Source organism: Planomonospora alba (assembly GCF_039534085.1).
GTDB classification, from domain to species: domain Bacteria; phylum Actinomycetota; class Actinomycetes; order Streptosporangiales; family Streptosporangiaceae; genus Planomonospora_B; species Planomonospora_B alba.
The window spans coordinates 26422-47308 of sequence record NZ_BAAAUT010000028.1 but is presented as its reverse complement, the minus strand read 5'-3'; the positions used below and the strand labels follow the sequence as shown (position 1 = coordinate 47308).

Sequence of the window (20887 nt, the reverse complement as noted above, 5' to 3'; positions counted from 1 at the left end):
TAGTTGAACTCTCAAGTTTTGTGGGTTAAAGTACTTGAGAGTTCAAGTTCTCTGCCCCGAGGGGGTCACCATGCCGGTCCAGCGGCTCAACCACGCGGTCCTGTACGTGCGCGACGTCGAGCGCAGCGTCGCCTTCTACCAGGAGGCGCTCGGCTTCCGGGTCGTCATGGGGATGCCGGGCGCGGCGTTCCTGCAGGCCGAGGGGTCGGGCAACGACCACGACCTCGGCCTGTTCCAGATCGGCGCCCAGGCCGGCCCCTCCACCGCCGGGCGCTCGACCGTCGGGCTCTACCACCTCGCCTGGGAGGTGGACACCCTGGAGGAGCTGGAGCGGATCGCGGTCAGGCTCGGCGAGCTCGGCGCCCTGGTGGGGGCCTCCGACCACTCCACCACCAAGGCGCTGTACGCCCAGGACCCCGACGGCCTGGAGTTCGAGGTCTCCTGGCTGGTCCCGGCCGACCTGATCACCGAGGAGACCCTGGCGGGCCGCTCCCGCATCCGGCCCCTCGACCTCGCCCGGGAGAAGGAGCGGTACGGCGCGCACACCCGCGGCGGCCTCGGCGTCTCCACCCCGGCCTGACCGGCCCGGTCCCGGGCCGGAGCGGCCGGGGTCAGGGGGCGCGGCGCGCCCCGCGGGGACCGGCGTCGCGGGCCAGCAGGGCCGCCTGGACGCGGTTGGCGCAGCCGAGCTTGGCCAGGATCCGGCTCACGTAGGTCTTGATGGTCGTCTCGCTCATGCTCAGCCGCTGCCCGATCTCCGCGTTGGACAGGCCCTCGGCCACCAGGTCCAGGACCTCCGCCTCCCGGGGCGCGAGCGCCGCCAGCCGCTCGGCCGCCTCCCTGCGCCGCCGGGCCTGTGCCGGCGTGACCATGCCCAGCACCAGCCGGGTCACCGAGGGGGACAGATAGGCGTCACCGCGGTGCGCGGCCCGGACCGCGGCGATCAGCTCGTCGGGCGTGCAGTTCTTGAGCACGAACCCGGAGGTGCCGCTCTGCAGGGCGCGCAGTACGTTCGGCTCGGCGCCGAAGGCCGTGAGCACCACGGTCCGCAGACCCGGCACCCGGCGGCGCAGCTCCTCGATCGCGCCCAGCCCGTCCAGCACCGGCATGTTGAGGTCGACCAGCGCCACGTCGGCGCGGTACCGGAGCGCCCCCTCCACCGCCGCCCGGCCGTCACCCGCCTCCGCGACGACCTCGATGTCCGGCGCCGACTCCAGCACGGCGCGGATGCCCGCCGTGATCAGCGGCTCGTCGTCGGCGACCAGCACCCTGATCACGCCGGCCGCTCCGGTCACGCCGCCGTCCGCGCCGCCCGCCGTCCCGCCGTCCACCTCAGCCCACCCCCAGCAGCATGCCCGCGGGCAGCACCACGAACATCAGGGCCGCGGTGGCGAGCCCGACGGCGGCCGTGCGGATCCGCCCGGCGGGCGGATCCCCGTCCCCGGCGTCTCCGGCGTCCCCGGCGTCCCCGGCGTCCCCGGCGGGCAGCATCGCGAAGAGCCGGAACCCGCCTCCGGGGAGGGGGCCGTGGTCCAGGAACCCGCCCGCCTCCCGCACCCGCTCGGCCAGCCCGGCCAGGCCGTACCCGCCGGCGGGCCGCTCCCGCCCGCCCGGGCCGCCCGGGCCGCCCGGTGGGAGCCCGGTGCCGTCGTGCGGGATTCCCGGACCGGGACCGGCGACGCCCCGCTCCCCGGAGGAAGGACCTGCGATCCGCTCCCCGGAGGAAGGACCTGCGATCCGCTCCCCGGAGGAAGGACCTGCGACCGGGAGGGGGTCGGCGACGGTGAGCAGCAGCGCGTCCTGCTCCCACCCGACGCCCACCTCGACCGGCCTGCCCGGTGCGTGCCTGGCCGCGTTGGTCAGGCCCTCCTCGACCACCCGGTAGGCCGCCCGCCCCGCCGCCGCCGACAGCCTCCTGACCCGCCCGCTCCGCCGCAGCTCCACCGGCACCCCCGCCGCCCGGAACTCCGCCACCAGCGCGTCGATCGCCTCCACCCCGGGCGGGCGCGCGGCCGCCCCGTCCTCCGTGCGGAGCGCGCCCACCAGCTCGTGCAGCTCGTCCACGGCACCGCGCGCGGCCTCCGCCAGCCGCCGGACGGCCCGCCGCTGCTCCGCCGGGAGCGGCGCCACCTCCAGGGCGGCCGCCTGGACGGTGACCAGGCCGAGCCTGTGGCCGAGCGAGTCGTGCATCTCCCGCGCGATCCGCAGCCGCTCCCGCAGCCGCTCCCGCTGCGCGAGCAGCTCCCGGTTGCCGCGGAGCTCCCGGTTGTGCCGGTCGAGCGCGGCCACCAACCGCTCGTGCTGGGCGAGGTAGCGCCCGGCCAGCAGCGGCAGCGCCACGAACACGAGGTGGACGAGGACGAGGTGGGGGATCTGCCGCGGCTCCACGGCCCGGGGCACCGGCTGTACGGCGAGGCCGCCGAGCGCGACGCCGGCGAGCACGGCCGTGCCCTGCCGGGACAGGACGGAGCGCCCGGCCTGGTAGGAGGCCCACAGCAGCAGGACGTGCACGCCTCCGGTCAGCGCGGCGAGCGCCACCGCGGCCGTGAACGCGGCGAGCGGGGACCGGCGGCGCACCACGACCACGGCCAGCGCGGCCAGGACGTACGCCGGCCCGGCCCACGGCGGGAGACCACCCGGATGCCCGGCCGCCAGGAGGGCGGTGTCGGCCACGACCACCGCGGCGGCGAGGAGATGTCGGCCCATGCCCAGCAGGCTACGTTCCCCGCCCCGCCCGGGTCCCCCGCACGTCCCGGTGTCGACTTTCGTCACCGGGGACGGCGACTTCCGGGGACTGCCCGCGAACGCGCCGGTCCGTAGCGTCGGCCGGGTGATCGACGTACGGAACCTCAGCAAGAGATACGGCGGCACGGTCGCGGTCGACGGGCTGTCCTTCACCGTGCGGCCCGGCCGGGTGACCGGTTTCCTCGGGCCCAACGGCGCCGGCAAGTCCACCACGATGCGGATGATGCTGGACCTCGACCGGCCCAGCGCGGGCCGGGTCCTCATCGGCGGCCGGCGCTACCGGGAGCTGGCCGAGCCGCTGCGCCACGTCGGCGCGCTGCTGGACCCCGGGGCGGTGCACGGCGGCCGCAGCGCCTACCACCACCTGCTCTGGCTGGCGCGCGCCAACCGCATCCCCGCGACGCGGGTGCGCCGGGTCCTGGAGCTGACCGGGCTGGAGGGCGCGGCCGCCAGGCGGGCGGAGGGCTTCTCCCTGGGCATGGCCCAGCGGCTCGGCATCGCCGCGGCGCTGCTCGGCGACCCGCCGGTGCTGCTGTTCGACGAGCCGACCAACGGGCTCGACCCCGAGGGCGTCCTGTGGATCAGGAACCTGATGAGGGACCTGGCCGCGCAGGGCCGTACGGTGCTCGTCTCCAGCCACCTGATGAGCGAGACGGCCCTCACCGCGGAGCACCTGGTGGTGATCGGCCGGGGGCGGCTGCTCGCCGACACCACCGTGCGGGAGTTCGTCGCGGCCCACGCCCGCTCCCGCGTCCGGATCCGCACGCCCGAGCCGGAGCGCATGCGCGACGCGCTGGCCGCGGCGGGCATCCAGGTACGGCAGGCGGCGGACGGCGCGCTGGAGGCCCACGGGACCGAGGCGGCGGAGGTCGGCGAACTGGCCGCGGCCGGCGGCCTGACCGTGCACGAGATCGGCACGGAGTCGGCCTCCCTGGAGGAGGCGTTCCTGCGGCTCACCGGACAGGCCGCGGAGTACCGGGCGGGAGGTGCGTCCCGATGAACGGCATCCCGGTGAACCCGGGAGCGGCGGTGGAGACGGCAGGCGCGGTGCGCGCCGGGACCGGCGCCCCCCGGGCCGGCACCCCGGCGGACGGCACCACCGGCGTCCCGGCGGACACCGCGGCGGCCGGGCCGGACATCCCGGCGGGCACCGCGGCGGGCGGGCCGGGCGTCCTGTCCGCGCTGCGGGCGGCGGGCGCCGCCGAGTGGGTCAAGCTCCGGACCGTGCGGTCGACCTTCTGGCTGCTCCTGGCGGCCTTCGCGCTCAGCGTGGGCCTCGCCTGGCTGGCCGGGTCCGGCTTCCGGAACGGTTTCTCCGACCTGCCCGCCGAGCAGCGGGAGTCCTTCGACCCGCTCTTCGCCGCCTTCTACGGCCTGACCCTCGGTCAGCTCCCCCTGGTGGCCCTCGGGGTGCTCGCGATGGGCGGGGAGTACTCGGCGGGGACGATCCGCCCCTCCCTGGCGGCGGTGCCCCGGCGCGGCGTGTTCTACGGCGCCAAGCTGCTCGCCGAGGCGCCGCTGCTCCTCGGTGCCGCGCTGGTCACCGTCCCGGCCTCGTTCCTCGTCTCGCAGGCGGCGCTCGGCCCGTACGGCGTCTCCTTCGGCGCGGACGGCGCGGTGGAGGCCTCGGCCGGCGCCTGCCTGTACCTGGTGCTGATCGGGCTGTTCGCCACGGGGGTCGCGGCGATGCTGCGCGGCTCGGCCCTCGCGCTCGGGATCCTGCTACCGCTGCTCTTCCTCGGCTCGCAGGGGATCGGCAACGTCCCGGCGCTGAAGCCCGTCGCGCAGTACCTGCCGGACCAGGCGGCCATGGTGGTCATGCACCTGACCGGCCCGCCGGGCGATCCGAGGTTCGGCCGGCCGTACGACGGGTGGACCGGGATGGGCATCCTGCTGCTGTGGACCGCCGCCGCGCTCGCCGGCGGCTACCTGGTGCTCCGGCGCCGCGACGCCTGAACCGGCGGGGCCGGAGCCCGCCGCGACGCCTGAACCGGCGGAGCCGGAGCCTGGTGGCCCTACCGGGTCCAGAGCGTCTCCTGCACGGCCTGGACGAGGGCCATCAGCTCGGGCGAGACGCGCTCGGGCGGCCACGCCAGGCCGTACGTCATGCGCAGGTCGGCGCCGTCCAGCGGGACGAAGCGCACGTCATCGCGGCGGACCGTCCGCACCAGCGGGTCGGGTGCCGCCAGCAGGCCGCTCCCGGCCGCGACCAGGTCCAGCGCGGCCGCGAAGTCGTCGAGGTCCTCCGCGACGACGTGGTGCCGGTGCGGGCCGGGCAGCAGGGCGGCGAGTCTCGCCCACATGCCGCCGGGCGGCCGGTCGCGCGGCAGGAGGAGCCGGTGCCGGTCGAGCCGGTCGAGCCGGAGCCGCGCCGCGCGGGCCAGAGGGTCGTCCGCGGGCACGGCCAGGTGGCCGACCGCCACGTGGAACCGGGCCGCGGTCACCAGGTCGCGCGGGAACGGCGCGCCGATGACCGCCGCGGACACCTCACCCGCGGCCAGCGCCGCCGCCGCGGCCCTCCGCCCCGCCGGGCGGAGTTCGACGCCGACCGGCGGCCTGCGCCGGGCCAGCCTGCGGGCGGCCCGCGCGGCCAGCGCCCCGGCGAGCGGCGCGTAGGCCAGGCGCACCGGGGGCCGCCCCGGCACGGCCAGCCGCGCCGCCTCCTCCGTGAACGCGGCGGCCGCCTCCAGCAGCGCCTCGGCGTACGGCAGCAGCGCCTCGCCCACCGCGGAGAGCCTGACCTCGCGGCTGGTCCGGTCGAACAGCCGCACCCCCAGGGACCGTTCGAGCCGGCCGACGGCCTGGCTCACCGCCGGCTGGGACATGCGCAGCTCGGCCGCGGCGCGCGAGAAGCCGAGATGGCGCGCGACGAACGCGAAGCAGCGCACGTCGCGCAGCACCGGTCCGGAATCCACACGCCAGTATGGTCATCCCGCCCCCGGAGGCCGCCACCGGCCGGTCCCGTGCGTTCCCCGGTCTCCCCGGCGTGCTCGCGCGGGTCCGGAACGGGCTTCGCGGCCGCGCGGCTCAGGCCCGCCGGGCCGCCTCCACCGGGGTGCCCCGCCCCCGGAGCCGCCGGAGCAGCGGTCCGGTCTCTCCCCGGGAGACGGCCACCCCGGCCAGGCAGAGCGCGCCGCCCGCCACGGTCAGCCACCCGGGCACCTCGTCGAGGACGAGCCAGGACATCAGGACCACCAGGGCCGGGACCACGTAGGTCGTGGCGCCCATCTTCCCCGCCGTCGTCCGGGCCAGCGCGTACGCCCACGTGGTGAAGGCCAGGGCGGTCGGGAAGACGCCGAGGTAGACCATGTTCAGTGTGGCGGGCAGCGGGGCCCGGGCGGCCTCGGCCGCCAGCTGCCCCGCGAACGGCAGGCACGCCGCCGTCCCGACCGCGCAGCCGAACGTGGTTACCTGGAGCGCCGAGCCGTGCCGCAGCGCGGGCTTCTGGCAGACGACCCCCGCGGCGTACAGGACGGCCGCCGCCAGGCACAGCAGCACGCCGAGCACGGAGGACCCGTCGTCGCCACCCGACATCGAGACGCCCACCACGACCGCTCCGGCGAACGACACGGCCATGCCGGCCATCAGGCGCGGCGGGAAGCCCTCCCCGAGCAGCAGGCCGCCGAGGAGCGCGATGAGGATCGGGCCGATGTTGACGACCATGGCGGCCGTCCCCGCGTCCACCTCGCGCTCGCCCCAGTTGAGCGCGACCATGTAGAGGCCGAACCAGAGCACGCCGGAGCCCAGGATGCCGGGCCAGGCCGCTCGCGGCGGCCATCCCTCGCGCCGCGCCACCAGGATGGCGGCGAGCACCAGGGTCCCCACCAGCAGCCGTCCCAGTGCCAGCGCGCCCGGTGAGTAGTGCTCGCCCGCGCTGCGGATCCCGACGAAGGCCGAGGCCCACAGCAGGACGGTGACGCCTGCCGCGGCGAGGGCCAGGCGGCCGGCCCGCGGCCCGCCCGTGGTGTTCTGCTCCATACCCGGGACCCTACGGGCCGGACGTTTCGTTCCCCACCGAAATTTCCGGACCTGGAACCCTGCCGCGTCCCCTCGTTCACCGCGGTCACCCGTCCACCGCCTCCCCCCGGGGAGCCGGCGGCGTCTACGGGGTGCCGCCTCCGCCGAAGGCCTTCATCTCCCCGCCGTGGACGGCCAGCGCGTGGATGACGAGGACGTCGACGGCGATGACGATCGCCGACCAGAACGGGTAGGCGGGGAGCCAGGCGAAGTTGACGAGCGCCTGGAGGGAGGCGAGGACGATCCCGACCACCCGCCCCCAGGTCCTGCCCGCCATGACGGCGGCACCCACGAGGAGGACGACCACGCCCATGATCAGGTGCGCCCATCCCCAGGTCGTGTAGTCGACCGGGATCGCCAGGTCGTCGGGGGTGACGAGGTAGAAGTCGGTGTTGAAGACCCCCACCAGGCCCATCAGCGCCTGGGAGCATCCCACGAGCATCATCCCGATGCCGGCGAACATCACCCAGCCGACCCGGCCCGTGGACCGGGGCTCCTCTCCCGGGAGCGCCGTCCGCACCCCGTCCGCCCCCTGACGCGTCCGGGGCGCCGTGTCCGGGATGTGGTCCCGGGAGGCCTGCCGGGTGTGCCCGTGGCGCGGTTCTTCCATGGTCGGCTCCCTCCGCGCGGTCCGGCGCCCCCGGCGTCGCAACCCTCCGGCGGCCGTCCGCGCGCCGTCCGGCGTTCGGCGGGCCGGGTGGCCGCGACGCACGCCCGTCACCGCCCTGTTCCTCCCTCCGTACCCGAAGCCCTCCGCTCCCTTCTCCACATCCCTCGCCAAAGATGCATGAATCAGGCGTGACTCCGGTTTGGCGCCGAGCACCCCCGGCCCGGCGAGGGTCCGCCCGTCCCGGGATCGCCGCTCCGCCGACGCGGGTCACCGGACGGTTCACCGCACCCGGACGTCACATGCCCGCTCAGGCGGAGAAGGGGCCCTCGGTGTAGTCGGCCACGCCGTCGCCGTCCAGGTCGACGAGCGTCTCGTCGATCACGCCGTCGCCGTCCAGGTCGTTGTAGGTCACGTCGGTGCGGCCGTCGCCGTTGGTGTCGTAGTTCTCCTGGTCGGCCACGCCGTCACCGTCGGTGTCGATCCACTCGACGTCGGAGGCGCCGTCGCCGTCGGTGTCGTAGTTCTCCACGTCGCTGTAGCCGTCGCCGTTGGTGTCCGCCCACTGGGCGTCGGTGTAGCCGTCGTTGTTGGTGTCGAAGAAGGTCGCGGTGAAGTCGCTCATTTTGTTCCCTTTATCCCCGTGTTGTGGTGTTCGTCAGGTAAGAGTGGCCGGCGCGCGGTTTTGTTACGGCGAACTCCAAGATTTTTTCCTCCGGGCCGCCGACTCCCGGGAAAAGGGCTCCCCACCGCCCTCGAAGGCGCGGCCCCGCACGGCGGGCCGCACGCGGAGCCCCGCCGCACGCCCTGCCCCGCGACCGGCCGATAAGCACGGTCGATCGATTCCCCCGGCGGCGCGGCCGCGGACAGGCGGCGGTGCCGGAGTCCGGCCGTCGAGCCATAAGCGGCGTCGATGGATCCGGCCGGCGGCCCCCCGGCGCGGGCAGGATGCCGCGCATCCGCACCCCGCCTCGACCCATCGGGAGCACGCATGACCGCCGCACACCCGCAGCCCTTCCCCGCCGCCACGATCCTCGGCTATCCCCGGATCGGGCCCCGCCGGGAGCTGAAGCGGGCGCTGGAGGCCTACTGGGACGGCCGCTCCACCCTCGACGAACTGCGCCGCACCGGCGCCGAGCTGCGCGAACGGACATGGCGGCGGCTGGCCGGGCTCGGCCTCCAGGAACCGCCGTCCAACACCTTCTCCCTCTACGACCAGGTGCTCGACACCGCGCTGCTGCTCGGCGCCGTACCCGACCGCCACCGCGCCGGCACCGACGAGGACACCTGCTTCGCCATGGCCCGCGGCACCGACGGCGTCGCCCCGCTGCGCATGACCAAGTGGTTCGACACGAACTACCACTAGTTCATCAACAAAGGCAACTATTAGCCGGAACGCCGCCAGAGTAGGTAGTGGACCCTGTGATCAGCTTTGTGAGCTGTTAGAACCCCCGCACAGCCAGTCATCCAGGCACCCGAATCTCATGATCGAGATCGCTGAAGCGAACCGATCCGCGAGGAGTTTCACTACAGGGTCAAGGGCGGGGGCGCGTTGCGCCGCCGCCACGGCTCCCGCTCTGCGGGATCCGTCCGGGCATGCGGCCTGGGGGCCGGTCCCGGCCGGACCCGCTCGCGGGGCCGCCCGCCGTACGACCGCCGCGCCGTACCCGACCAACTCGCCACACCGGGGTCCGCACCGCCGCCTCAACAGCTCATGCCTACGAGGGCTTGCCGTTCTCGACAGGCTCAACCAAGTCAGATTCCTCGTTTCCCTCACCCTTGACGGCCTGCTTCCGCCGCTGGCGCTCCGCAACGATCACGGCAACGCAGTAGCTCACACCAGTTGCGAACGTAAGCCCAAAGACATTCGACCAATCGAAGCCTGAGTTCCAAAACCAAAGATCGTTCTTTTGGAGCCACAGCATGACGACGCTTCCCACAAAGCCTCCAACGGCACCCCGTAGAAAGCCTTGAAGGCCCAATCGCCGCAGGGAAGTGGGTTCATCTCGCACGCTGGACTCCTATGACCGCCGAAGGAACTCGATCCCAAGGTGATCGTAATAGCTGGATCCAGACCATGCGGGAAGGAATCGGTCAGACGGTCCACGCCGGGATCGCCCTCACGATCGCCTGAGATGGATGATCTTGGTACGGGGTTGGGGGCGATCGGCGGTCCGGGACTTCGTTCCTCAGCCCCGGCCCATCGAAGATCGAGGTGACGCGAGCAGCAGGCTTTCCGTGCCATCCGCGTGCCAGTACGGACGGGAACCGCGGGGAATCACGGGGAGTCTCGGATACGGCGAGATCGTCTCCGGGCTGGGCCGCAGCAGATCAGCGAGCCGAGCGTCCAAGTCTTTCAAGCTGGTTGTCAGTGGCCGCGGTTGGCCATCTCTTCGATGAGCGCTGGCCGTAACCGATACAGGCGGGGTCCGAGGAGTGGAGGTCTGCACAGCACACCGGCTTCAGGGATTACTCAACGCAGCTCGTCACCCTGCCATCAGATGATCGCGCTCCTGCCTCAGCCGCTGAACCAGGACCGTGCGGCCGGACGGGTGAACCAGAAGACCACTGCGATTCCCAAGGCCAACCCCGGAAGCGCGCCGAGGTAGGGGTTGGGACCACGCAGGAAGAGAAGGCTGAACAAGATCACGATGCCTTCGAGCGTGAACACGGTGATTCGCACCCACCGCTTGCACGAGCCATACCTCGTCGTCAGCCCGGCGAGCAGTCCGAGAGGCACCAGGATTAAAATGCTCGATGGCGGTAGCAACAGATACAACCAGAGCGGAAGGCCGCCTATATCGACGATGAAGCTGATCAACGGTATGAACCCCAGAAGGCCGATCGCTGCTTGAACTCTCGTGAGGAGGCGGGCCGTTCTCACTTCCTGCGGTATCTGCCGGGTCACGTACGCCTCTGCCATTGGTGTCCTTGGGGTAGATGGACCGACTGTCGATCTCAATCGAGCATAGGGGCCCGATGATCAGAGGTCACCCGTCCCGCCTATGAATCGGTTCCGTCGTTTCCGGCAAGGTGGACGCAGGCAGGACACACGTTCTCCACTGTGGGCAGGAACGGCGGCGACCATGAGCCGATCAGCACGGGCCGCACCGCCTTCCCGCACAATCCCTCTCGCTGCCCCGGTGACCACGCATGCCGCACGACCTCACGGCCGGTACCGGACAGGCCGACGCCGTAGGAGCCGTTCCCCTCGCTTGGAGGTTCGACAGCATCAACAAGCAGGTCATCCAGGTGCACATGCCAACGCCGCGCCCCGCCCAGGAACCGGGAGGGCTCGTCGTCGAGTTCGACCAGGGCGAAGGCCCCACCCCGCAGCAGACGCACGATGGTCCCGTGCCGGCCGAGCAGCCAGGAGGCATACGCGCGGGTACGGGCGTGACTGTGCAGGAGTTGGACGATCACCGTGCGGTCCCCCGCCCGTGGTGGTCGCCATCGCGCCCGACGTGCCGCGTCCGGCGAGGGCCGCGCCTTCAGTTGCTCAGTGCGCGCCATCACCGGCCGCCGCCACAGGGTCGGCGAGCACCGACCGCGAAGAGCCCGCGCGCAGCGCCGCGTACCGGAACGCGATCCTCCGAGCGGCCCGGACCGGATCGACCGCCGGATGCCACGCGTAGGTGAAGCGCTGTCGCCGGTCATCCCAGCCGGTGCGCCACCAGTAGCGTTCCCCGTCGCACCAGACGACCAGGCCCACCCAGACCGACACCAGCGCCAAGCCGTAACCGTCGTGAACGTCAGCCGTGATGCCGTGCCGCTCCAGTTCAGTCCGAAGTTCTCCGGCGACGTCGAGCGGAGTCACCGATGCGCAGCCCGAATTGATCGCCAACCGACTCATACACTCGGCCTCCGATTCGTCACGACGTGTAGCGGCTTGACCTGCATGAACAAGTGAACCGAGACGGGCGGGACCTTTGAACTTCGCCGAGGCCCGTTGTGAGGACGTGTTGACGAAACCTGAAACGTCCCAGGAGGGCCTTGAAACGTCCTGGGACGTCTTGTGCACTGGGGGACGTGAACGAACGCCTACGTACGGCGATGCTGCGTCACGGCGTCGCGTTGGAAGATCTGGCCGAGGCGTGCGGAGTCGAGGCCAAGACCGTTGAGCGGTGGGTCAACACCGGCCGGGTTCCGCACCGTCGTCACCGATGGGCAGCGGCCAAGCTGCTCACCGCCGATGAGACCTATCTCTGGCCGGACGTGCTGAAACAGAGCAGCACCCGCAAGGTTGAGGCCAACCGCTCCGAACTGCTGGAGATCTATCCCGACCGGGCGAGCGTGCCGCGCGAGCTGTGGTTGCGCCTCCTCAGCGAGGCTCAGGAGCGCATCGACGTCCTCGTCTTCTCCGGGACGTTCTACGCGCAGACGCAACCGAAGGTGGCCCGCATGCTCGCCGAGGCGGTGGAGCGCGGCGTGACGGTCCGCCTGTGCTTCGGCGATCCCACCTCCCAGGCGGTGGAGATCCGTGACCGAGAGGAGCGGTTGGGCCGCACGCTGGCAGCCAAGATCCGCTCATCCCTCACCTACTACCGGGAACTCACCGACCTTGACGGGTGTGAGGTACGGCTCCACGGGACGACGCTGTACGCCTCCCTGTTCCGCTACGACGACGAGATCCTTGTGAACCCGCACGCCTACGGCGAGCCCGCATCGGCCAACCCGACCTTCCACTTCCGCCGACTCGACGGCGGGACGCTCGCCGATCACTACATGGCATCATTCGACCGCGTGTGGGCTGAGGCCGTGCCGTGGTCCGGTACGGAGATCTGAGGGGAGCCCTGATGGGACGAGTCGAGTACTGGAACGACCCGAGTGCGCCGAAGGCCAACACCCTCGTTCCCGCGTGCGGGACGGTCACCGTTGACGACACCGGCCGCATCCTGCTCCAGCGCAGACGCGACACCGGGCAGTGGGCGCTGCCGATGGGGAAGATGGAGATCGGAGAGACGCCCTCTCAGTGCGCCGTACGGGAGACGCAGGAGGAGACCGGCGTCACCGTCGAGCCGGTCGGGATGCTGGGGATCTACTCCGATCCCGGGCACATCGTCGCCTACACCGATGGGGAGGTCCGCCAGGAGTACGAGGTGATGTTGATCGCCCGTCCGGTCGGAGGTGAGCCCGGAGCCAACGACGAGGCGAGCGACGTCCGATGGGTGGCCCCCGAGGAGCTTCACGCGCTCGACATCCATCCCACCCAATGGCGGCAGCTCAACGACTACCTGAACGGCGCTTATCCCCACATCGATTGAGCCTCTGACGGTGTCACTCCGCGTCTCCCCGTTCCCTGGCGATACGGCGCGCGGTGGCGATGCGCTGGCGGGCGAGTTCGGCCCAGAAGGCCTCCCCGTGCCGGTGGCCGCTCCCGGCGTACCGCCATTCCCCTACCGTGACCGTCTCCGGCCCTTCCGTAGGGTCGGCCAGCCCGAGCGCCTGCCGTGCCTCTTCGGCCCGGTGGTCGGCCCGTACCCGGCGGAGATCGCCGAGGGTGACGGAGTAGCGGCGTGACTTGGTCGAGAAATGCCCACCGTAGCCGAGCGTGTGAGCCCACTTCCGCAGCGGAACGTCCCGGTACTCCGGAAGGTCACCGAGGCTGAAACAGGCGTAGATCATGCGCCGTACGTGCTCGGTCACGTCGAGGCGGGCGACCTCCCACGCCTGCCGGATCGGCCGGTCCACGCCCCCGCCCGACTCCGCTCCCTTGGTCGCGTACTTGGCGATATAGCCCGCCACCCGCTTGTCCGAGACGCCGTCGAGGTCGGCCGAGACGTAGACCGGTTCCACGTCGAGCTGCCTGCCCCAGCGCAGCACGAGCGGGGCGGATTCCTCCGCGTTCTCCGCCTCCCTGCCGGCCAGAGCCGGGGAGGGGACGGGAACGGCGACCTCTCCCGCAGCCTGCCGGATCGCCTGATCCAGCATCGGGACCGTGGCCCAGTCCGGGGGAGGCGATTCCGGCCCGTCCGGACCATCGAGGCGGATCACGGCGTGGAAGTGGACCAGGCCCCGCGCCTGGTATTCGGCGACCTTGGCATACGACAGCCGCAGCCGCCGCCGCAGTTCGGTACGGCTGACGCCGAGCAGCCGGGCGAAGACCGCCGGAAGCCCGAGGGTGAAGCGCCGCCAGAGTTCGCCCGCATGGGCGTTCCACAGCACCGCGCCCGCGTAGTCGTAGCAGTCCGCGCAGAGCGGTTCCCCCACCTGGGGGTCGTCTCGGTCGTGACGCGCCCTGCAGCCTGCCCGGAGCCCGTGCGGACAGACGGGATCGTCCCGCCGAGGACGGCAGGGCAGGACCTTGCCGCTCTTCTCCCGGTGCGCGTGGACCGCGCCGAAGGACGGAGCCGTGAAGGTGGCGAACACGCGGGGATGCGCGCTCACCTCCTCCGGGACGCCCTTGCCGCCCCGCAGGCCGGACAGGATCAGATGGAACGTGTCGTCACGGTAGGTCTGCGAGCAGGAGGGGCAGACCGAGGCCCGCCGGTTGCCGCACGCGGTGAGCAGGAACCCGGTGGGTTCGTCGGCCGTCCGGTAGACGTCCAGGACCTCACCCGTTCCGGCGTCCACGGTCAGCCGTTCACCGTGGAGCCGGATCGGATGAGCGCAACCGCCCGTTGCCCGCACCATCTGTTGCCACCGGGCGAAGTCGGGCATGGCCGCCCGCTGCATGGCGGCCATCAGATCAGGGGACAGGGAAGGGACGTTGCTCACGCGGCATCCCTCCCGTCCTCGCGGGACGGGGATTCGGCACGAGTCGGCCCGTCGGCCAGCTCTATGCCGTGAATGGCAGCGATGCGCCGCCATTTCTCGGGCGACCACCGAGGCGACTCGGCGATCTTGCGCTTGGACCACTCCCGTACAAGCGCGGCATGGGGTACCAGTTCCGGAGGTACCAACAGACTCCTTTCTTCGCAGGGAGCCGCCGCCTGATTCGGAAAAGGGTGCGCGCCATCACCAGACATGCCGACGTTGCATGCCTGTGGCTGTGTTGGCGCTGATCAGCGAGGGAGATGGAGTGTCTTCATGCGACGGTGAACCAGTGAGCGCTGCCAGTTGTGCGGCCTACCGCTGGCCGGGTCCCCCCAGCGGAACGGCTTTCTCTCTTTTTCATGCCCGGTGGCTTTGTGCGCTCGAATCTGTCGCTGCTGGTTTCTCGCTGTCTTCCCGAATGACGAAGGCTTTTCGGTACCTACGTTTCTACCACCGACCAACGGAATTACGCAGGTGCGAGTTCCGCAGGGTGCCATTCCCCGCGAGTCCCCGTGAGCGTCCGTGGACGTCCACAGGCGTCCGGGAGAGTCCCATGTCGTCCCGTCCAGTACGGCCTTCACGGGCAACAAGTAAGGGAGCTGTCACCCGGAGGTCAGGTGCCCAGCTCCCTTGGTGATCCAAGGACGTCTTCGGACGTCCTCACTCCACCCACACCGGTTCGAGGAGGTCAGGGTTGAAGGCCGCCCTTCCCCGGCCCGCCGGATGAACGATCACCGCGTGCAGCATCTCCCGGACGTGCGCCCGCTTCCGGGAGAGCGGCAATCCGCCCTCCTCCTCCGTCAGGTACCAGCGCCGCCGGATCTCCTTGATGTCGGTGGCCCGGCTCACCCGCTGGCGCTCAGCCCTACCCGTGATCCTGTTCTTCTCCGCCCGCAGCCGGGCGATGTCGCCTTCCAGCGCCGCAGCGTTGCCGAAGTAGAGGCTGTTGGAGATCTTGCGCGCCCGCCACTGCCGGGTCAGCTCCTCCAACTGCTCCTCCGTGTCGGTGAGCTCCTGCTCCTTCGTCCACTCGGGAGCGTCGTCCGCGTCCATGTACTGGGCGAGTTCCATCTGATCGAGCACCAGTTCCGAGATGGCGAAGTCCACCAGGTCCCCGCGCCGGCCGACGCCGCCGCAGCCGCCCACGTCCTTGCCGGGGCAGAAGTAGATGTGCCGCTTGCCGTCCTTGGTCTTCTTGGTCCTCAGCAGTGCGTTGCAGACGCCCCCGCCCTCCACCGGACGGCCGCAACGCAGCACGCCCGTCAGGAGGTAGCGGTGCTCCCGGTAGTCCTGCGGAAGAGGAGCCCCCACGGCACCGCCCCGCTTCACCGTGTGCCCCTTCCGGCCGTCCACGACCTCGCACACGGCCAGCCACTCGGCCGGGGTCAGGACCGGTTGCCACTCCCCGATGACCGGGTCTCCGTCCGCGTCGCGCACCAGTTCCCCCCGCAGCTCCCGGTACCCGCACATGCGCGGCTTGACCAGAGCCGCCCGGAGCGTACGCGCCTGCCAGTCGTTGCCCCGAGGGGTCTTGATCCCCCGCCGCTTCCAGTCCATGACGATGCCGTAGAGCGACGTGCCCGCCGCGAAGTCCCGCGCCGCCTGCCGCAGGAGCGCCGCCTCCTCCTCGTCCAGGGTGACCCGGTCCTCCTTCCAGCCGAACGGCCGAGGACCGCCCACGGCCTTCCCCTGGAGTGCCCGCGCCTGGTGGGAACTGCGCATCCGGCGCTGCATCTTGCGGACTTCCATCCTGGAGATGACCACGCCGAACAGGCCCATGCTCTCCACGTCCTCGCTGTAGAGATCGGAGCGCTGCTTGGCATCGGCGAACACGAAGCCGTCGTTGTAGGTGAACGCCTCCACGAAGCGCTCATAGTCACCGGGCCGCCGGGCGAGCCGGTCATTGGCGACGACGACCACGCCCCGCACCGCCGCACCACCCGGCAGCCTTCCCGCCTTGAGGGCCTTGAGCATGTTCTCGAACTCGTCGCGGTAGACGTCGGCCTTGGCCGCGGACTTGTCGTTGTCGGTGAACTCGTGGACCACGGTCCAGCCGTGCCGCACGGCCGTCTCCCGGTTCACCCGGTGCTGATCCTGCACACCGTGTTCGTCGCCCCGGATGTCGGCCGAGATGCGAGCGTAGGAGACGACGGGGACCGGCTCCGTTCCCTCGGTCGCCGCAGCCAGCTTGAGCACGGGCACCTCCCGGTTTAATAGGGGCTCTGTGCATGTTCTAGCACTACATCGTCCCGGAGATCGGCCCGGACACCGCCTTCGCGCTCCACGCCGCCAAACCCCTCTCGGAGGTACGGCAGGCACGCGCACTCGGCCTGCGGACACGTCCCGTGGTGGTCGGCCCGGTGACGTTCCTGCTGCTGGCGCAGGCGGCCCCCGGCAGCCCGGCCGGGTTCGCCCCGCTGGACCGGCTGGCCGACGTCCTGCCCGTGTACGAGCGGCTGCTGGCGGACCTGGCCGCCGAGGGCGTCGCATGGGCGCAGCTGGACGAGCCCGCGCTCGTGACCGACCTCGGCGAGGCGGAGCTCGCCGCGGTCCGGGCCGCCTACGAGCGGCTCTGCGCCCCGGCCGACCGGCCCGCGCTCTTCGTCGCCTCCGCCTTCGGGGGTCTCGGCCGGGCGCTGCCGGTCCTCGCGGGCACCCCGGTCGAGGCGATCGGCGTGGACCTGGTGCGCGGAGGTCTCGACGACCTCGCGGGCGTCGAGGCCCTGGCGGGCAAGACCGTGGTCGCGGGGGTCGTCTCCGGCCGGGACGTGTGGCGCACCGACCGGGAGCGGGCGCTGGCCGCGCTGCTCGCCGTACGGGAGCGGGCCGGGCACGTGGCGGTGGGCACCTCCTGCTCGCTGCTGCACGTGCCGTACGACCTGGAGGCGGAGACGGGGCTCGATCCGGAGCTGCGGCGCCGGCTGGCCTTCGCGGACCAGAAGGTGGCCGAGGTGGTGGAGCTGGCCGCGCTGCTGGACTCCGCCCCGGGCGCGGCGGCGTCCACGGCGTCCACGGTGCCCGCGGCCCCCGGGCGCACCCGCGCCCACGCCTCCCTCCGGACCCGTGGCCCGGCACCGGCTCAGGCCGCCCGGAGCCCGTACCCGGTGCGGGCCGCGGCGCAGGCCGCGCACCTGCGGCTGCCGCCGCTCCCGGTCACCACGATCGGCTCGTTCCCGCAGACCGGGGAGCTGCGGGCCGCCGGCGCGGCGCTGGCCGCCGGCGAGCTGGGCGAGGAGGCGTACGAGCAGCGGGTCCGCGCCGAGATCGCGCACGTCGTCGCCCTGCAGGAGCGGCTCGGGCTGGACGTTCTCGTGCACGGCGAGCCGGAGCGCAACGACATGGTGCAGTACTTCGCCGAGCACCTCGACGGCTTCGCGGTCACCCGCCACGGCTGGGTGCAGTCGTACGGCTCGCGCTGCACGCGCCCGCCGATCCTGCACGGCGACGTCCGCCGCCCGGAGCCGATCACCGTGCGGTGGACCGCCTACGCGCAGTCGCTGACCGACAAGCCCGTCAAGGGCATGCTCACCGGGCCGGTCACCATCGTCGCGTGGTCGTTCGTCCGGGACGACCTGCCGCTGCGCGACGTCGTGTTCCAGGTCGCCGACGCCGTCCGCGCCGAGGTGCGGGACCTGGAGGCCGCCGGCGTCTCCGTCGTCCAGGTGGACGAGCCGGCGCTGCGGGAGCTGCTCCCGCTGCGCCGCGCCGGGCAGGAGGAGTATCTGCGCTGGGCGGTGGACGCCTACCGGTGGGCCACGTCCTCAGCGGGCGACCGCACCCAGATCCACACCCACCTGTGCTACTCGGACGCCGGCCAGATCCTCGCCGCGGTCGACGCCCTCGACGCGGACGTGACGAGCGTCGAGTCGGCCCGGTCGGGGGCGCGGCTCCTCGGCGAGCCGGCGGTGAAGGGCTTCGAGCGCGGGCTCGGCCCGGGGGTGTACGACATCCACTCGCCGCGGGTGCCCACCGCCGCCGAGGTCGGGGAGTCGCTGGAGGCGGCGCTGCGGGTGCTGCCCGCAGGCCGCCTCTGGGTCAACCCGGACTGCGGGCTGAAGACCCGGACCTACGAGCAGGTCGAGGCGGCCCTGGCCAACCTGGTCGAGGCCGCGCGGCGGCTGCGCGGGACCGCGGGGGCGGCCGGGTCCGGCGCCTGACCGGGCATCCCGCGCCACCTCGGCGCGGGCCGCGGACGGCGCTGTGAAACAGTTGAGATGAGCCGCGGCCGATCCGAGCCGACCTGGAGGGAGCCCGTCATGCCCCGGCAGATCAACCTCGCGTCACGCCCGTCGGGCTGGCCGACTCCGGACGACTTCGACCTGGTGGAGGTGGACCTGCCCGCCCCCCAGGAGGGCCAGGTCCTGGTCCGCAACCTGTTCATGTCGGTCGACCCGTACATGCGGGGCCGGATGAACGACGTCAAGTCGTACGTGCCGCCGTTCCGGCTCGGCGAGCCGCTGGACGGCGGCGCGGTCGGCGAGGTCGTCGAGTCCCGCGCGCCCGGGCTGAAGACCGGTGATCTGGTGCTGCACGGCTTCGGCTGGCGCGAGCAGGCCGTCCTCGACGCCGCCCGGGTGCGCCGGGTCGAGCCGATCGAGGGCGTCTCACCCTCCGCCTACCTCGGCGTGCTGGGCATGCCGGGCCTCACCGCCTACGTGGGACTGCTGGACATCGCGGAGTTCAAGGAGGGCGAGGCGGTCTTCGTCTCCGGCGCCGCCGGCGCGGTGGGCAGCCTCGTCGGCCAGATCGCCGAGCTGAAGGGCGCCTCCTGGGTCGTCGGCAGCGCCGGCTCCGACGAGAAGGTCGCCCACCTGCGCGAGATCGGCTTCGACGCCGCCTTCAACTACCGCAACGGCCCGGTCGGCGAGCAGCTCCGGCAGGCCGCCCCGGACGGCGTCGACGTCTACTTCGACAACGTCGGCGCCGAGCACCTGGAGGCCGCGATCGACTCCCTCCGCACCGGCGGCCGGGTGGCCATGTGCGGCGCGATCGCGGTCTACAACGCCACCGAGCCGCCGTGCGCCCCGCGCAACCTCTTCCAGGCCGTCGGCAAGCGGCTCACGCTGCGCGGCTTCATCGTCGGCGACCACTCCACGCGCATGCCCGACATGATCGCCGAGGTCGGCGGCTGGCTGAGGGAGGGCCGGATCACCGCCGACGAGACCGTGGTGGAGGGTCTGGAGAACGCGCCGGAGGCGTTCATCGGCCTGCTCAGCGGGGCGAACACCGGGAAGATGGTCGTCCGCCTCTGAGGCTCCGGCGCCCGACCCGGCCGGCCCTCCTCAGTCGCGGGGGATCGCCTCGATGGTCGCCATGTGCTTGTCGCCCCACTCGCCCAGGGGCAGGAGCGCGGTGTTGAGCGACTGGCCGAACTCGGTCAGCGAGTACTCCACCTTCGGCGGGACCTGGTGGTAGACCTCCCGGTGCACCAGGCCGCAGGTCTCCATCTCCCGGAGCTGCTGGATCAGCATCTTCTCGCTGATGCCCGAGATCGACCGCTTCAGCTCCCCGAACCGGAGCGGCTCGTGGTGCAGCGCCCACAGGATCAGCGCCTTCCACTTGCCGCCCACGACGTCGACGGCGGCGTCGAGCCCGCAGCTGTATGTCCGCTTCTTCACCCTGGCCTCCACACTTACGAAAATGTAAGTACCTGAAGAAATAGTAGGTACTTGAGGAAAGTACACCGGGAAAGCAGCATTGGGAACACCCCGGCCGGGACCGCGAGCGGTTTCCGGCGCGGGTCCGCCTCTCCCTGCGAACGAACCGGAGCACGACATGACCGACAACGCCCGCCCGCCGGTGACCGTCATCGGCCTGGGCGACATGGGCCGGGCGCTGGCCGGGGCCCTCCTCGACGCCGGACACCCCACGACCGTCTGGAACCGCACGGCCTCCCGGGCCGACGCCCTCGCCGCCCGGGGCGCGGCCGTCGCCGCCACCCCAGCCGAGGCGGTCGCCGCGAGTCCCCTCGTGATCGTCTGCCTGCTGGACGACGGCACCGTGCGGAAGGTCCTCGAACCGGCGGCCGGCGCCCTGGACGGCCGGACCCTGGTGAACCTCACCAACGGCACGCCCCGGCAGGCACGGGAGACCGCCGCCTGGGCGGCCGGGCAGGGCGCGCAGTACGTGGACGGCGGCATCATGGCGGTCCCGCCGATGATCGGCCGCCCCGAGGCGCTCGTCCTCTACAGCGGGTCGCCCGCCGCCTTCGCCGCCCACGAGGCGACCCTCGGGGCGCTGGGCGCCGCCAGGCACCTGGGCGCGGACCCCGGCCTGGCCGCGCTGTACGACGTGGCGCTGCTCAGCGCGATGTACGGGATGTTCGGCGGGTTCCTCCACGCCGTCGCCCTGACGCGCTCGGAGAAGGTCCCGGCCGCGGAGTTCACGCCGCTGGTGGTCGCCTGGCTCGGCGCCATGATGGAGAGCCTGCCCGCGATGGCGGAGGCGGTCGACTCGGGCGACCATCCGGCCACCGGATCGAACCTGCGGATGCAGGCGACGGCCTACGTCAACCTGCTGGAGGCCGCCAGGGACCAGGGCGTCGGCACCGAGCTGATGGAGCCCATGCGGGCCCTGCTGGACCGGGCCGTCGCCGCGGGCCACGGCGACGACGGCCTGTCGAGCCTGGTCGACCTGCTGCGCACGGCTCCCGCGGACGGCCCGGCGCCGCAGCGCTGACCGCCCGGCCCGCACACCGTCCCCCCGCTCAGCCTGATCCCCGCACCCCTCATCCCCGCACACCCTCGTCCCTGTGCGCACCCT

At 72.3% G+C, this 20887-nt stretch carries 22 protein-coding genes; 9 read left to right on the top strand and 13 right to left on the bottom strand.

The genetic code is table 11. The features are described 5' to 3' along the window. Nucleotides 1-34: 34 nt before the first annotated feature. On the top strand, nucleotides 35-580 hold the full coding sequence (locus tag ABD823_RS18075) for a VOC family protein (RefSeq protein WP_344861027.1): 546 nt from the start codon (nucleotides 35-37) through the stop codon (nucleotides 578-580). Between the two features lie 31 nt (nucleotides 581-611). Here the strand turns inward: ABD823_RS18075 and ABD823_RS18070 are convergent, their stop codons facing one another. Next, complete coding sequence (locus ABD823_RS18070; protein ID WP_344861025.1) at nucleotides 612-1331, bottom strand: response regulator transcription factor; 720 nt, start codon at nucleotides 1329-1331, stop codon at nucleotides 612-614. A gap of 1 nt (nucleotide 1332) precedes the next feature. Continuing rightward, the gene (locus tag ABD823_RS18065) at nucleotides 1333-2706 is read right to left on the bottom strand and encodes a sensor histidine kinase (protein ID WP_344861023.1); all 1374 of its coding nucleotides are present in this window, start codon (nucleotides 2704-2706) and stop codon (nucleotides 1333-1335) included. 124 nt (nucleotides 2707-2830) lie between these two features. Between ABD823_RS18065 and ABD823_RS18060 the strand changes: the two genes are divergently transcribed. Continuing rightward, nucleotides 2831-3745 carry an ABC transporter ATP-binding protein gene (locus ABD823_RS18060; RefSeq protein WP_344861022.1) on the top strand — a complete coding sequence of 305 codons (915 nt, stop codon included), beginning with the start codon at nucleotides 2831-2833 and terminating at the stop codon, nucleotides 3743-3745. Further along, complete coding sequence (locus ABD823_RS18055; protein WP_344861020.1) at nucleotides 3742-4701, top strand: ABC transporter permease subunit; 960 nt, start codon at nucleotides 3742-3744, stop codon at nucleotides 4699-4701. Before ABD823_RS18060 ends, ABD823_RS18055 begins: the two co-directional genes overlap by 4 nt. A gap of 59 nt (nucleotides 4702-4760) precedes the next feature. On the opposite strand, the gene ABD823_RS18050 is transcribed toward ABD823_RS18055, so the two are convergent. The 4 genes from ABD823_RS18050 to ABD823_RS18035 form a co-directional block, all read right to left on the bottom strand. Then, complete coding sequence (locus tag ABD823_RS18050) at nucleotides 4761-5660, bottom strand: LysR family transcriptional regulator (RefSeq protein ID WP_344861019.1); 900 nt, start codon at nucleotides 5658-5660, stop codon at nucleotides 4761-4763. A gap of 112 nt (nucleotides 5661-5772) precedes the next feature. After that, nucleotides 5773-6723: a DMT family transporter gene (locus ABD823_RS18045; RefSeq protein WP_344861017.1), complete on the bottom strand. Its 951-nt coding sequence runs from the start codon at nucleotides 6721-6723 to the stop codon at nucleotides 5773-5775. A 124-nt stretch (nucleotides 6724-6847) separates the two neighbouring features. After that, nucleotides 6848-7372 (bottom strand): DUF7144 family membrane protein, encoded by a 525-nt coding sequence (locus ABD823_RS18040; protein WP_344861016.1) that lies wholly within the window; start codon nucleotides 7370-7372, stop codon nucleotides 6848-6850. Between the two features lie 307 nt (nucleotides 7373-7679). Further along, nucleotides 7680-7994, bottom strand: a complete 315-nt coding sequence (locus tag ABD823_RS18035) for a hypothetical protein (protein ID WP_344861015.1) — start codon at nucleotides 7992-7994, stop codon at nucleotides 7680-7682. 366 nt (nucleotides 7995-8360) lie between these two features. On the opposite strand from ABD823_RS18035, the gene ABD823_RS18030 reads away from it, so the two are divergent. Then, the gene (locus tag ABD823_RS18030) at nucleotides 8361-8735 is read left to right on the top strand and encodes a uroporphyrinogen decarboxylase/cobalamine-independent methonine synthase family protein (RefSeq protein ID WP_344861013.1); all 375 of its coding nucleotides are present in this window, start codon (nucleotides 8361-8363) and stop codon (nucleotides 8733-8735) included. A gap of 352 nt (nucleotides 8736-9087) precedes the next feature. Here ABD823_RS18030 and ABD823_RS18025 read toward each other — a convergent pair whose 3' ends face one another. From ABD823_RS18025 to ABD823_RS18010, 4 genes are all read right to left on the bottom strand, one after another. Continuing rightward, a complete protein-coding gene (locus ABD823_RS18025; RefSeq protein WP_344861011.1) occupies nucleotides 9088-9309 on the bottom strand; it encodes a hypothetical protein in 222 nt (73 codons plus the stop codon). A gap of 578 nt (nucleotides 9310-9887) precedes the next feature. Continuing rightward, nucleotides 9888-10292 carry a hypothetical protein gene (locus ABD823_RS18020; RefSeq protein ID WP_344861009.1) on the bottom strand — a complete coding sequence of 135 codons (405 nt, stop codon included), beginning with the start codon at nucleotides 10290-10292 and terminating at the stop codon, nucleotides 9888-9890. Nucleotides 10293-10372: 80 nt separating this feature from the next. Continuing rightward, complete coding sequence (locus ABD823_RS18015; protein ID WP_344861007.1) at nucleotides 10373-10792, bottom strand: hypothetical protein; 420 nt, start codon at nucleotides 10790-10792, stop codon at nucleotides 10373-10375. Nucleotides 10793-10868: 76 nt separating this feature from the next. Then, nucleotides 10869-11213, bottom strand: a complete 345-nt coding sequence (locus ABD823_RS18010; RefSeq protein ID WP_344861005.1) for a hypothetical protein — start codon at nucleotides 11211-11213, stop codon at nucleotides 10869-10871. A gap of 185 nt (nucleotides 11214-11398) precedes the next feature. On the opposite strand from ABD823_RS18010, the gene ABD823_RS18005 reads away from it, so the two are divergent. Together ABD823_RS18005 and ABD823_RS18000 are read left to right on the top strand one after the other, a co-directional pair. Next, nucleotides 11399-12154, top strand: coding sequence for an XRE family transcriptional regulator (locus ABD823_RS18005; protein ID WP_344861004.1), 756 nt, complete (start codon nucleotides 11399-11401; stop codon nucleotides 12152-12154). An 11-nt stretch (nucleotides 12155-12165) separates the two neighbouring features. After that, the gene (locus tag ABD823_RS18000) at nucleotides 12166-12633 is read left to right on the top strand and encodes an NUDIX domain-containing protein (RefSeq protein ID WP_344861002.1); all 468 of its coding nucleotides are present in this window, start codon (nucleotides 12166-12168) and stop codon (nucleotides 12631-12633) included. A gap of 13 nt (nucleotides 12634-12646) precedes the next feature. Here ABD823_RS18000 and ABD823_RS17995 read toward each other — a convergent pair whose 3' ends face one another. Together ABD823_RS17995 and ABD823_RS17990 are read right to left on the bottom strand one after the other, a co-directional pair. Further along, nucleotides 12647-14086: a replication initiator gene (locus ABD823_RS17995; protein ID WP_344861000.1), complete on the bottom strand. Its 1440-nt coding sequence runs from the start codon at nucleotides 14084-14086 to the stop codon at nucleotides 12647-12649. Between the two features lie 699 nt (nucleotides 14087-14785). Continuing rightward, on the bottom strand, nucleotides 14786-16321 hold the full coding sequence (locus ABD823_RS17990) for a recombinase family protein (protein ID WP_344860998.1): 1536 nt from the start codon (nucleotides 16319-16321) through the stop codon (nucleotides 14786-14788). 47 nt (nucleotides 16322-16368) lie between these two features. Here ABD823_RS17990 and metE point away from each other — a divergent pair, with 47 nt between their 5' ends. After that, nucleotides 16369-18282, top strand: coding sequence for a 5-methyltetrahydropteroyltriglutamate--homocysteine S-methyltransferase (gene metE / locus ABD823_RS17985; RefSeq protein ID WP_344861117.1), 1914 nt, complete (start codon nucleotides 16369-16371; stop codon nucleotides 18280-18282). A gap of 99 nt (nucleotides 18283-18381) precedes the next feature. Beyond that, on the top strand, nucleotides 18382-19377 hold the full coding sequence (locus ABD823_RS17980; RefSeq protein WP_344860996.1) for an NADP-dependent oxidoreductase: 996 nt from the start codon (nucleotides 18382-18384) through the stop codon (nucleotides 19375-19377). A gap of 30 nt (nucleotides 19378-19407) precedes the next feature. Here the strand turns inward: ABD823_RS17980 and ABD823_RS17975 are convergent, their stop codons facing one another. Further along, nucleotides 19408-19743: a winged helix-turn-helix transcriptional regulator gene (locus ABD823_RS17975; protein WP_344860993.1), complete on the bottom strand. Its 336-nt coding sequence runs from the start codon at nucleotides 19741-19743 to the stop codon at nucleotides 19408-19410. Between the two features lie 157 nt (nucleotides 19744-19900). Here ABD823_RS17975 and ABD823_RS17970 point away from each other — a divergent pair, with 157 nt between their 5' ends. Further along, nucleotides 19901-20803 carry an NAD(P)-dependent oxidoreductase gene (locus ABD823_RS17970; protein ID WP_344860991.1) on the top strand — a complete coding sequence of 301 codons (903 nt, stop codon included), beginning with the start codon at nucleotides 19901-19903 and terminating at the stop codon, nucleotides 20801-20803. Nucleotides 20804-20887 lie beyond the last annotated feature (84 nt).